The 12,450-nt window shown below is 45.0% G+C and carries 11 protein-coding genes and 1 tRNA gene; 10 read left to right on the top strand and 2 right to left on the bottom strand.

The features are described from left to right. Positions 1-122: 122 nt before the first annotated feature. A complete protein-coding gene (locus BT112_RS08475; RefSeq protein WP_072316942.1) occupies positions 123-1,679 on the top strand; it encodes a sulfatase family protein in 1,557 nt (518 codons plus the stop codon). Between the two features lie 38 nt (positions 1,680-1,717). Here BT112_RS08475 and BT112_RS08470 read toward each other — a convergent pair whose 3' ends face one another. Continuing rightward, on the bottom strand, positions 1,718-2,359 hold the full coding sequence (locus tag BT112_RS08470) for a protein-L-isoaspartate(D-aspartate) O-methyltransferase (protein ID WP_072316941.1): 642 nt from the start codon (positions 2,357-2,359) through the stop codon (positions 1,718-1,720). Between the two features lie 251 nt (positions 2,360-2,610). Between BT112_RS08470 and BT112_RS08465 the strand changes: the two genes are divergently transcribed. The 9 genes from BT112_RS08465 (at position 2,611) to BT112_RS08425 (ending at position 12,074) form a co-directional block, all read left to right on the top strand. Continuing rightward, positions 2,611-3,570 carry a Gfo/Idh/MocA family oxidoreductase gene (locus BT112_RS08465; protein WP_072317089.1) on the top strand — a complete coding sequence of 320 codons (960 nt, stop codon included), beginning with the start codon at positions 2,611-2,613 and terminating at the stop codon, positions 3,568-3,570. A gap of 63 nt (positions 3,571-3,633) precedes the next feature. Further along, positions 3,634-4,521 carry a 3-hydroxyacyl-CoA dehydrogenase family protein gene (locus BT112_RS08460; protein ID WP_072316940.1) on the top strand — a complete coding sequence of 296 codons (888 nt, stop codon included), beginning with the start codon at positions 3,634-3,636 and terminating at the stop codon, positions 4,519-4,521. Positions 4,522-4,624: 103 nt separating this feature from the next. After that, entirely contained in the window at positions 4,625-5,860 is a 1,236-nt protein-coding gene (locus tag BT112_RS08455; RefSeq protein WP_072316939.1) for a DUF1015 domain-containing protein, read from the top strand. A 28-nt stretch (positions 5,861-5,888) separates the two neighbouring features. Beyond that, positions 5,889-6,557, top strand: a complete 669-nt coding sequence (locus BT112_RS08450; protein ID WP_072316938.1) for a YggS family pyridoxal phosphate-dependent enzyme — start codon at positions 5,889-5,891, stop codon at positions 6,555-6,557. 45 nt (positions 6,558-6,602) lie between these two features. After that, complete coding sequence (locus BT112_RS08445; RefSeq protein WP_072316937.1) at positions 6,603-7,982, top strand: exonuclease domain-containing protein; 1,380 nt, start codon at positions 6,603-6,605, stop codon at positions 7,980-7,982. A gap of 13 nt (positions 7,983-7,995) precedes the next feature. Beyond that, positions 7,996-9,993 carry a DUF3857 domain-containing protein gene (locus BT112_RS08440; RefSeq protein WP_072316936.1) on the top strand — a complete coding sequence of 666 codons (1,998 nt, stop codon included), beginning with the start codon at positions 7,996-7,998 and terminating at the stop codon, positions 9,991-9,993. Further along, positions 9,990-10,880, top strand: coding sequence for an ion transporter (locus BT112_RS08435; protein ID WP_072316935.1), 891 nt, complete (start codon positions 9,990-9,992; stop codon positions 10,878-10,880). Before BT112_RS08440 ends, BT112_RS08435 begins: the two co-directional genes overlap by 4 nt. A 15-nt stretch (positions 10,881-10,895) precedes the next feature. Further along, complete coding sequence (gene miaA / locus BT112_RS08430; RefSeq protein WP_072316934.1) at positions 10,896-11,819, top strand: tRNA (adenosine(37)-N6)-dimethylallyltransferase MiaA; 924 nt, start codon at positions 10,896-10,898, stop codon at positions 11,817-11,819. 169 nt (positions 11,820-11,988) lie between these two features. Continuing rightward, a tRNA-Tyr gene (locus tag BT112_RS08425) sits at positions 11,989-12,074 on the top strand. A 114-nt stretch (positions 12,075-12,188) separates the two neighbouring features. Here BT112_RS08425 and BT112_RS08420 read toward each other — a convergent pair. After that, positions 12,189-12,450, bottom strand: a 262-nt coding sequence (locus BT112_RS08420) for a transposase (protein ID WP_139276075.1), incomplete at its 5' end; no start/stop codon positions are given.

The following is a 12,450-nucleotide window of genomic DNA, read 5'->3' as shown; positions in this document are numbered from 1 at the left end:
TTCAATCCTTTTTTATCGATCCTACACTTTCGAACCCGGTGTGCATTACAAAAAGCTCTCACTACGCTATGATATGTGCTCGAAAACATATACATTTATACGGATTAATCCGAATACCATTTATGAAACATCCAACCAGAATTCAGGTTTGCACTGTCTTTATCCTTCTACTGTTATCCTGTAAAAAGTCCGGCCAGGAAGAAAAAACAGGAACAAATACGGACCAATCCCGCCATCCCAATATTGTTCTTATTTATTCGGATGATCTCGGCTACGGAGATATAAGTTGCTATGGTGGCAGTATAGCCACGCCACATATAGATAAACTCGCCGACGAAGGCCTGAAATTCACCAATGCCTATACTACAGCGGCAACCTGTACCCCATCCCGCTATTCTCTGCTTACGGGAGAATATGCATGGCGTACCAGAGGGAGAGGAGTTGCCCCCGGAGACGCCTCAAGTCTTATAAAACCGGGCACGGAAACCCTTCCGGGTATCTTGCGGAAAAGCGGTTATAAAACAGCCGTTGTGGGCAAATGGCACCTGGGCCTTGGCGATGAAAACGGCCCGGACTGGAATGGAAAGATCAGCCCGGGGCCCCTGGAGATCGGATTTGATTACTCCTTCATCATTCCTGCTACCGGCGACAGGGTTCCATGTGTTTTTGTTGAAAATCACCACGTGGTAAACCTGAAAGCGGACGACCCCATCCGCGTAAGCTACAAAGAAAAAACAGGCGATTGGCCTACGGGGAAAGAAAACCCGGAGCTCCTTACCACCAAATGGTCTCATGGCCATGATATGACCATCGTTAACGGTATAAGCCGTATCGGGTATATGACCGGAGGAAAAGCGGCATTGTGGCGGGATGAGGATATTGCGGACAAGCTGGTGGAAAAATCTACAGCATTCATTCGGAAAAACAAAGAAAAACCGTTTTTTCTGTACCTGGCCACGCACGATATTCATGTACCCAGAATAGCCCATGAAAGATTTCAGGGAAAAACAGACCGGGGTCCCAGGGGAGATGTTATTGCACAGCTAGACTGGGCAGTAGGAGAAATTACCAGACTATTGGAAGAGCTGGATCTGGAAGATAATACCCTAATTATATTCAGTAGTGACAACGGTCCTGTTCTGGATGACGGCTACCGGGACCGGGCCAGGGAGTTACTGGGAAATCATCGTCCTTCGGGAATTCTAAGAGGAGGAAAATACAGTGCCCTGGAAGCGGGTACACGGGTACCAATGCTCGTAAAATGGACAGGGCATATACCTCCGGGAGCCGAATCGGCCGCCCTGTTCAGCCAGGTAGATATCCTCGGTTCGTTTGCAGCCGGTACCGGACAATCCATCACTACCGGACAGGCTCCCGACACTCAGGATCAATGGGAAGCCCTTACCGGGAAAGACCGGCAAGGCCGGGATGGCCTGGTACAGGAGGCTATCGGTAGCGTTCTCTCTTATGTCAAAGGAGATTACAAATTTATTCCTCCGAATCCGGGAAATGCCAGGATCACCTGGGGACCGGATATCGAAACCGGGTTCTCCGGGGAAGAGCAGCTCTACGATCTTCGGAATGATCCTTCCGAAAAGAAAAATATTGCATTACAAAACCCCGGACTTCTCCAAAAAATGAAGAAAGAATTGGATTCCATTATACATTCAGGAAAATGACATGGCAAAATAAAAAGGCCCCTATTCTGGAAACTGTTTTAATTTTTATCCTCCAGCAGCGGAACAAAACGAAACTCTCCGAATTCTTTCTTCTCAAATTCCATGGCCGATTTCCTGGTAAACATGGTCATCGTCTGGGTAGCCCCACCTACGGGGATCACCAGTCTGCCTCCTACTTTCAGTTGGGCGAGCAGGGGCCTGGGAACTTCCGGAGCGCCTGCGGTAACGATGATACCGTCAAAAGGAGCTTCTTCGGGCAATCCTTTATACCCGTCGCCGAAGATGAGTTTCTTGGGGCGATACCCCAGTTTGGGTAAAAACAGGCTGGTACGCTTAAAAAGTTCCAGCTGACGTTCTATAGAATAGACCCGGGCTTTCATCTCGAGCAAAACAGCAGTCTGATAGCCACTACCCGTTCCTATTTCGAGGATGTTATCCCCCGGCGAGACCTCGAGTAACTGGGTTTGAAAAGCAACGGTAAAAGGCTGCGAAATGGTTTGTCCGGCCGCTATAGGAAAGGCCTTGTCCTGGTAAGCATGATCTTCGAAACTACTATCCATAAAAAGGTGTCTCGGTACACTTCGGATAGCATCCAGGACTTTAGGATCGGTAATTCCTTTTTCCGCCACGGTTTCGGCGAGCCTGTTTCTCTTTCCTTTATGTCTTAAGGTATCTTTCAAGGTTGTGATGTGTTAGCGCAGGTAAAGTTACAACGAAAAATAAATTGAACAAATCAAAGCGTTTTTATAACGGGCGAAAAACCGGGAATCAGGGCCCCTCTCCTGCCACCGCTTTGCAGTGTCTCCTTCAGTTACACCTTTTTACCAATTTTTGTAATTCTGTGACTTCGCATACAATTTTATCTATAATCCGGAGATATTATTGGTCTTATTCCCCGAATAACCTTATTTTTGTTCAAAACATCTATTTTATGCTTAAAGCCGGAGTTCTGGGTGCGGGGCACCTGGGAAAAATTCACCTTCGTTTACTCAACCAGTCCGACAAATACGAATTGGCCGGTTTCTACGACCCCAATCAGAAAAACGCGCAGAAAGTATCCAAAGAATTCGGATACAAATCGTTTGCCTCGGTAGATGAACTGATCGATGCGGTTGATGTCGTCGATATCGTAACACCCACCCTCTCTCATTTCGAGTGTGCTAAAAAAGCCCTGGAGAAAGGAAAACATATATTTATAGAAAAACCCATAGCCAACACCGTAGAAGAGGCCGAAGAGATCATTGCTCTGGCCGAACAGTATGGTGTAAAAGGCCAGGTGGGACATGTCGAGCGCTTTAACCCCGCTTTTACAGCGGTTAAGGATAAGATCAGCAATCCCATGTTTATAGAGACCCACAGACTGGCAGAATTCAATCCCCGGGGTACGGACGTACCGGTGGTACTCGACCTGATGATCCATGATATCGATATTATCCTCAGCCTGGTACAATCTCCCGTAAAACACATCAATGCCAGTGGTGTTTCGGTTATCAGCAATTCGCCGGACATCGCCAATGCCCGTATTGAGTTTGAAAACGGCTGTGTGGCCAACCTGACCGCGAGCAGAATATCTCTGAAAAATATGCGGAAATCAAGGTTCTTTCAGAAGGATGCTTACATCTCCGTAGACTTCCTGGAGAAACAGGTAGAAGTAGTGAAGATGAAAGATGCGCCTAAAAAATTCGATGAATTTGCCCTGATCCTTCAGAATGCGGAAGGACTCAAAAAACAGATTTATTTCGAGAATCCGAAAATACTGGCCAACAATGCCATTCTGGACGAACTGGAAACATTTGCATCGGCCATTACCGAACATACTACACCGATCGTCACCCTTACCCAGGGTAAGGAAGCCCTTAAAGTAGCCATGCAGATCATTGCAAGCTTCTGATACGGTAACGGTATCACCCCAAGAGTACGCTTACACACACAAACAAACACATAAAAACGGAATATGAAAAACATCGCAGTTATCGGTGCAGGGACTATGGGAAATGGTATTGCCCATACATTTGCACAATACGGTTTTCATGTCATGCTCATTGACATCTCCGAAAAAGCATTACAATCCGGCCTGGCAACTATAGCCCGGAACCTTGACCGGATGGTCGAAAAGGGCACCCTGACAGAAGACCGGAAACAACAGACCCTGGACAACATCAGCACTCATACGGACCTGCAAAAAGGTACCGGGGGTGCGGGACTTGTTGTGGAAGCAGCTACCGAAAACCTGGAACTGAAACTCGATATTTTCAAAAAGCTCGATAAGCTGTGTGCTCCGCAAACCATTCTGGCCACCAATACTTCGTCTATATCTATTACCAAAATAGCTTCGGCGACCCGCCGTCCCGGTCAGGTTATAGGCATGCATTTTATGAACCCCGTTCCTATCATGAAACTGGTGGAGATCATCCGGGGTTACAGCACCTCTGACGAAACGACGAAAACGGTCGTTGCCCTGGCCGAAAAACTCGATAAGATCCCTGTGGAAGTCAATGACTACCCGGGTTTTGTGGCCAACAGGATACTCATGCCCATGATCAACGAATCTATTGAGACCCTGTACAATGGCGTTGCCGGGGTAAAAGCTATTGACACGGTAATGAAACTGGGAATGGCACATCCGATGGGACCGCTGCAACTTGCAGATTTCATCGGGCTCGACGTATGCCTTTCGATACTCCATGTGATGTACGACGGTTTTAAAAACCCCAAATATGCCCCGTGCCCTTTACTGGTCAATATGGTTACCGCAGGTAAACTGGGTATAAAATCGGGAGAAGGTTTTTACGACTACACAACCGGTAAAAAAGCCGAGAAAGTAGCCGAAATGTTTTCCTGAAAGGACCCGAAATATAGTAAGGCTAAGCCCGAACCCAATGTCGGAGCACTGTACGTAAACTTAAATACCTGTATTGCTTCGCAAATTTTATTTGTTATTATCTATGGCGATAATTCAACCTTTCCGGGCAGTTCGCCCGACAAAAGACAAGGTAGGACTGGTCGCTTCCAGGTCTTATGAAAGCTATTCCAGAAAAGAGCGCGAGGCCCGGTTGCAGTTCAATCCTTATTGTTTTATGCACATCATTAATCCCGGTTATAAATATCACCGGGAAGTTTCCGGAGAAAACCGTTTCAAACTTGTGCGCAACAGGTATCTCGAATTTCGGGAAGATCATATTTTCATACAGGACGAGATACCTTCGCTCTATATTTATAAACAAAAGACGAGAAAACATACCTTCTGCGGCATCCTGGGAGGAGCCAGTGTCGAAGATTACAAAAATAACCGTATAAAGAAACACGAAGCGACCATTCAGGCCCGCGAAGAGCTGTTCATGGAGTACCTCAAAACAGTAGGGTTTAACACCGAGCCCGTACTGCTTACGTATCCGGACAGAGAATTGATAGACAACATTATAGAGCGTATCACTGCTACTATTCCCGAATACGAATTTACCACTACGGATCGTATTACACATTACCTGTGGAAGATATCCGATCCGGAAACCATTACTGCTATCCGTAACGAATTTGAAAATATAGGTGATATTTATATCGCCGACGGACATCATCGCTCTTCCTCTTCCTGTCTTCTTGCCGAAAACCTGAAAAAAGACAATCCGGACCATACGGGAGATGAGGCATATAACTTTTTTATGAGTTATTTTATACCGGAATCCAACCTCAGAATATATGAGTTCAACAGGATGATAAAAGGGCTCAACGGGTTAAGCAAGGAAGATTTTCTCATTCGGCTCGATGAGTCGTATCGTATCGAAAACCGCGGAACGGAATTGTACAGGCCTTCTAAAAAACATCATTTTACGATGTACCTGGATGGTGAATTCTATTCGCTTTACCTCAGAAAAACCCGCTACAACTTTACTGACCCGTTGCGTACACTGGACACGCAACTGCTATACGACACCATTCTTTACCCCATACTGGGCATCAAGGATCTGCGCAACGACGATCGTATAGCGTACGGATATGGCCGGGACAATGTGGTGGAGATGAAATCGCTTATCGACAAGGGCAAATACACCGTCGGATTCGGAATGCTTCCCGCAACCATGGAGGAAATCAGGAAAATAGCGGACGAAGGCTTACAAATGCCGCCAAAAAGTACTTTTATAGAACCTAAACTTCGCAGTGGCTTGACTATCTACGAATTTTAAATACCACATTAAAACCGAACTTTGCACAATGAGCATAGCAGACAACCTGACACAACTGAAAAAAGAACTCCCGGAACACGTTACCCTGGTAGCCGTCTCCAAAACCAAACCGGTAAGTGATCTTATGGAAGCTTATCATGCAGGACAACGGATTTTCGGAGAGAATAAGATTCAGGAAATGACCGAGAAGTACGAGCAGATGCCCGATGATATCGAATGGCACATGATAGGGCACGTACAGCGGAACAAGGTAAAGTACATGGCCGGATACGTATCCCTGATCCATGGTGTGGACAGTCTTAAACTCCTCAGGGAAATCGACAAACAGGCCTCAAAACACCACAGGGTTATTTCCTGCCTGCTACAGGTACACATCGCCGAGGAGGAAACAAAATTCGGGCTGGATGAAAATGAGGTTATGACACTGCTGAACTCCGAAGAAGTTCGCAATATGCAGCATGTAAAAATAACCGGACTTATGGGAATGGCCACCTTTACCGACAACGAAGCTCAGATCCGCAAAGAGTTCGATACATTAAGTGATCTGTTCCGCCGGATAGCACAGGACAACGCCGGAATAAAGACCTTATCCATGGGGATGAGCGGAGATTATAAAACCGCGATTGCAGCAGGAAGTACGATGGTTAGAATAGGAAGTAGTATCTTTGGAGCAAGAAATTACAGTATACAAAAATAAATCGGACGATAAAACAGGGTATGCCCCGACCCGGAACAGGTATAGATGTACGCCATATTAGACATAGAAACCACAGGAGGACAGTATAACGAAGAAGGTATTACGGAAATTGCCATTTACCGGTATAACGGGCATGAAATCACAGATCGCTTTATCAGCCTGATCAACCCGGAACGGGACATACAACCTTTTGTTGTGAACCTTACCGGTATTAACAACGCCATGCTCAGGTCAGCACCGAAATTTTACGAAGTGGCCAAACGTATCGTCGAGATCACGGAAGACTGCATCCTTGTAGCTCATAATGCACAATTTGACTATCGCATCCTTCGGACGGAGTTTCAACGCCTGGGGTTTGATTATCGCAGACGCACAATCTGTACGGTCGAACTATCCCAGAAACTTATTCCCGATGCCGGGTCTTACAGTCTCGGTAAACTCGTCCGTTCTCTGGGAATTCCCGTAAGTGACCGCCACCGGGCCAACGGCGATGCTCAGGCCACGGTAAAACTCTTTAAGTTACTCCTGGCCAAAGATCAGTCGAAAGAGATTGTCCGCGAAAGTATCAAGTCCGAAAATACGGGAACCCTCTCCCCTAAACTGCTTCATATCGTCGAACAGCTTCCGGAAAAGGTCGGTGTGTATTACATCCATAGAGACAATGGAAACATCATCTATATCGGCAAAAGCCGTAACATCCGGAAACGGGTAAACCAGCACTTCACCAGAACCGCAAAAAAGGCAAGGCTCATCCAAAAGGAAGTTGTCGCCGTTACCTACGAAGAGACCGGAAACGAACTTATTGCTCTGCTTAAAGAGAATGAGGAAATAAAGAAAAACCAGCCTAAGTACAACAGGGCGCGGAAGCAGCGGTTATTTACTTTCGGGATGTTCTGCCGGGAAAATGAAAACGGCTACCTGGAATTGTTCGTGAAAAAGCTGTCAGGAAGGTCTTCCCGGGAACGCCCCGTCACCACCTTTGCAACCATACACGAAGCAAAAAATACATTATACCGGTTGACCGAAGCGTTTATGCTGTGCAATAAGCTCAACGGACTCTCCGATGCCAAAAAGCATTGCTTTAATTACACCATACACCAATGTAAGGGCGCCTGCATAGGTGAAGAACCCGTGGACCGCTATAACGAAAGGGTTAACGAAGCGCTTCGGAAATACAGTTATCCATACCCCGACATGCTGATCATCGATAAAGGAAGAGCCACCGGAGAGCACAGCGTTATAATGATAGAAGATTCTGTTTTTAAAGGTATTGCATTCTACGACTTAAACTACCAGATCAATAACATTCACATCCTGCAAAAGGTATTGACTCCCATGCAGGATAATGCCGATGCAAGACATATTATTCAAACTTACCTCAGGAAAAACAACGGGTATAAAATTATAGAGTTCTCATCCAAATAACAGCCATGGGGTCATGACCAATCAATCACTTTACACCACCGTTTTAGTAATGCTGTCTTTTTTAGTTTTTTCGAACGCACAGCAAAATGCTTCACCTGCTTTTGATTTCGGGAAAGTATCCCCCGAAGATATCTCCATGTTGCATTACGATAAAGATACCGTAGCCAATGCTCTTGTGCTATACGAAAAAGGCGTTTCCAAAATTGAAAAAAACAGTTATGGGTTTGTCGTACTGTCTACCGAAGTAACCCGCCGTATAAAGATACTGAAACCGGAAGGAGTGCATGAAGCAACGGTAGAGATACCGCTACATAAATCTACGGATAACAAGAGGAAAGAGAAGTTTATAAAAGCAGAGGCTATTTCGTTTAACGATGCCCGCCCGGGGACATGGCTTCATAAAAAAGATATCTTCACAGAACACGTCAATGAGAATTACGACCTGGTTAAGTTTACTATTCCGGATGTAAAAGAGGGCACTGTAATTGACTACCGGTACAAGACCGAATCGCCTTTTTTATTCAATTTCAACACCTGGAGGTTCCAGTCGGATCTTCCCAAACTGTACAGTGAATACCACACGTCTATTCCTGCGAATTACAAATACAATATTAAACTTACCGGATTTCAGCCGTTACACCACAAGGAGTCGGTATTAAAGAAAGATTGTTTTTATTTTCAGGGAGTGGGTACTGCGGATTGTGTTGTGAGCAACTATATCATGAAAGATATCCCGGCCTTCAAAGAAGAGGATTATATGATATCCCGGCACAATTACCTCTCCGCCATAGATTACGAACTGGAAACATTCGAGGGCTTTGACGGGATGAAAAAAAAGTACACCAAGAGCTGGAAAGATGTAGACAAGGAAATAAAATACGGTGAAGAAATCGGAAAACAGGCCCGGAAGGAAAATTATTTTTCCAGGCTCATACCCTCCGAAATTTCCGAAATGACCACAGGGCTCGAAAAAGCCAAGAAAATATACTACAGTCTACAAAAAGAGCTGTTCTGGAACAACGCCAACTACATATTTACCCGGGTGGATGTAAAAGAGGCGTTCGACAGAAAATCCGGAAGCCATGCGGAACTGAATCTCATCCTGCTCAATTTTCTCAAAGCCGAAGGTTTCAAGGCCGATTTTATGCTGTTGTCCACAAGAGATCAAAGCCTGCCTACCAAACTTTACCCGGTGATCTCCGAATTTAATTACCTCGTGGTTAAACTCGATATCGAAGATCAAAGTTATTTACTCGATATTTCGGATAAAAACGTGCTGTTCGGTATGCTTCCTTTCAAAGCGCTCAATAGTTACGGCAGGGTTATGGATATGGAAAACGGGAGCTACTGGTATGACATTACACCTCTCAAAGGCAATAAAACAATGATATCCACACAGATATCCCTATCGGATAGCAGACCTGCAACTATAGCGATACAAACCACGAGTTCCGGGTATCATGCACTCTCCAAAAGAAATAAGCTCCGAAGTAAATCTCAGGAAGAATATGAAGAATCGCTTCAAGATGAGTTTGACAAACAAGGGCTGTACGAACTGGAAAAATATACCGTAGACCATCTGGAAAGCCCGGAAGATCAGCTTGCGGAGCATTACTCTTTGGTTATGGAAAACGATACGGATGCTCCTATGATTGTACTCTACCCCTTTATTGCAGAGCGTATCACGAAAAATCCGTTTACCTTAGAGGAACGCACATACCCCGTAGATTTCGGATATCCCTTTTCATTCATTTATATCACGGCGATCGACCTGGGAGAACACTATGAGATCAAAGAGTTACCGGGCGACAAAATTATGAAACTCGAAGACGGTTCGGCAAAACTGACATATCATACCTCCAGAAACGGGAATGTCATCTACATCAACAGTAACCTTAAGTTTTCAAGACCGATATTTACGGCTACGGAATACGGGGCCTTGAAAAAGTTATATACAGAACTCATATCTTTACAAAATAAACAACCCGTTATCTTAGAGAAAAAGCTGTGAAGGAGAAGATAAAGAGTAAATACGAAATATGGAAACAGCAGACCCATATTATCATATATGGGGTAAACACGCCTGCCGGAAGGTTATTTGATATTATAATCCTCGTACTTATCATCCTCAGTATTTTCGTGGTGATGTTCGAAAGTGTCGCGGAGATCGACATTAAATATCATAAGCTCCTGATGATATCGGAATGGGTGATCACAATCCTTTTTACGATAGAGTATATCCTGCGTATTATTACCATTAGAAAACCTTGGAGTTATATACGCAGTTTTTACGGGATCATAGATCTCATAGCCATACTTCCCATGTACCTTTCCTTTTTCTTTATCAATACCCATGTTCTGGCTACGATCCGGTCGCTTCGCCTGCTCCGGCTGTTCAGAATCCTGCAATTAATGCGTTTTATAGGAGAAGCTTCACAGCTTCAGGATGCGTTAAAAGCCAGCCGTGCAAAGATCGTCGTATTTCTATACACGGTACTTATCATATCGGTGGTTATAGGGTCCCTGATGTTTATTATAGAACAGGGGCATAACAGCGGCTTTACCAGTGTCCCCAGGAGTATTTACTGGACTATCGTAACACTCACTACCGTAGGCTACGGGGATATTGCCCCGCAAACGGAACTGGGACAGTTCATAGCTGTTCTTATAATGATCCTCGGTTACGGAATCATCGCTGTACCTACCGGAATTGTCACTGTAGAATATGCCAAATCCCAGAGAGAAAAAGTCAATAGTGGTGGTTCCGAGACTCCGGCATTGCTTTGCCCGCAATGTAACACCAGTAATACGGTGCGGGGAGCCAACTTCTGCTATCACTGCGGCACCCCCCTCCCTACGCCACCGGCAGATTTACCGGAAAATAAAACTGATACATAACCTGAAACCACCTGTTTGGAACCTTTAAAAAACAAATACCTCATTACCGTTGTCGGTCCTACGGCGATCGGGAAAACCGCGTTGGCCATACGGATTGCACAGTATTTCCGTACCCGGGTAATCTCGTCTGATTCCAGGCAGTTCTACAAGGAGATGAGTATCGGCACAGCGGTTCCTTCTCTGGAAGAACTGGCTGCCGTTCCCCACGATTTCATTCAGCATAAAAGTATTTTCGACGAGTATTCCGTCGGAGATTTTGAGCGTGAAGCCATAGCTCTGCTCGAACAGCATTTTAAAAATACGGATGTCGTTGTTATGGCCGGAGGCAGTGGATTGTATGTCAATGCCGTACTCTACGGGCTTGACTATTTTCCGGATATCGATCCGGCTATCCGCAAAAAATTGAATATCCGCCTGGAACAAGAGGGGCTCCGGGATCTTGCTTCCGAATTACAACAACTCGATCCCGTTTACTACAAACAGGTGGATGCGGAAAACCCCCACCGCGTTGTCCGCGCCCTGGAAGTTTGCCTGGGTACAGGACAACCCTATTCTTCCTTTTTATCGGGAACATCAAGGAAAAGAGATTTTATTCCGATCACTATAGGCCTCACTGCCGACCGCAATATGATCTACGATCGTATAAACCGCCGCGTAGATATCATGATCCGGAACGGGCTGCTCGAGGAAGTCCGGTCACTATTTCCGTATCGCGAGAAGAATGCCCTGCAAACCGTAGGATATAAAGAGTTGTTCCGCTATATGGAAGAGCAATGTACCCTGGATTCTGCCATAGTTGAAATCAAAAAAAATACCCGTCGCTTTGCTAAACGTCAACTGACCTGGTTCCGGAAACAGGAAGATATAAACTGGTTTGATTGTAGTGATGACACCGCGCTGATCCTGGAGTATATTTCCTCACAAATACACAGTAAATAGGCCATATATCTTATTTTTTAATATTTTTTTCGGGCAAACGGTTTTCATAATCAAACAGTTGTATCGCGATACCGCAAGTTCTGTAATTTTTCTCTTGTACAATCGTAAAACAACGCTATATTTGCACCGTTCATTTACAAAGGCATAACCGCCGGATATGTAAAAGCTCGGGGAGATACTCAAGCGGCCAACGAGGACAGACTGTAAATCTGTTGGTTTTTACCTTCGCAGGTTCGAATCCTGCTCTCCCCACCAAAATCTTATGATAGTACCCATAAAGCTTTCCCTCAACGGAAAGCTTTTTTATTTTTTGCTCATCTCTGAAATAAGAGACGAAAGTGAAAACGGATCATTCCCATTTGTTGTGGACTACGCAAAAATTCTGGATAATCTAAATAGGAAAAACTCAGTATTCTTCACCTCTCTAAGTTGTGCTCTAAAGGCTTTTATTTTGGCATTAAAGGATTCTGCTGAGGCATTGGTACTTCTGTTTACAAAGTAGTTTAGGATGGACCGGTAATTCAAGCTGATGCTGTTGGCTACGGTTTGGAAGCTTTTAAACCCGGATTCTTCAACTTGCTTATACCAATGTGCTAATTTGGTATAGGCTATTTTTATATCTGTATTCTGG

Origin of the sequence: Sinomicrobium oceani (genome assembly GCF_900119185.1) — a bacterium.
Classification (GTDB): Bacteria; Bacteroidota; Bacteroidia; order Flavobacteriales; family Flavobacteriaceae; genus Sinomicrobium; species Sinomicrobium oceani.
Note: the sequence above shows the minus strand (reverse complement) of the source record. Positions and strands in the feature narration are given on the sequence as shown.

Coding starts and splice junctions, on each gene's coding strand:
- BT112_RS08475 (WP_072316942.1), top strand. CDS start 123: ATGAAACATCCAACCAGAATTCAGGTTTGCACTGTCTTTATCCTTCTA.
- BT112_RS08465 (WP_072317089.1), top strand. CDS start 2,611: ATGCTTAAAGCCGGAGTTCTGGGTGCGGGGCACCTGGGAAAAATTCAC.
- BT112_RS08460 (WP_072316940.1), top strand. CDS start 3,634: ATGAAAAACATCGCAGTTATCGGTGCAGGGACTATGGGAAATGGTATT.
- BT112_RS08455 (WP_072316939.1), top strand. CDS start 4,625: ATGGCGATAATTCAACCTTTCCGGGCAGTTCGCCCGACAAAAGACAAG.
- BT112_RS08450 (WP_072316938.1), top strand. CDS start 5,889: ATGAGCATAGCAGACAACCTGACACAACTGAAAAAAGAACTCCCGGAA.
- BT112_RS08445 (WP_072316937.1), top strand. CDS start 6,603: ATGTACGCCATATTAGACATAGAAACCACAGGAGGACAGTATAACGAA.
- BT112_RS08440 (WP_072316936.1), top strand. CDS start 7,996: ATGACCAATCAATCACTTTACACCACCGTTTTAGTAATGCTGTCTTTT.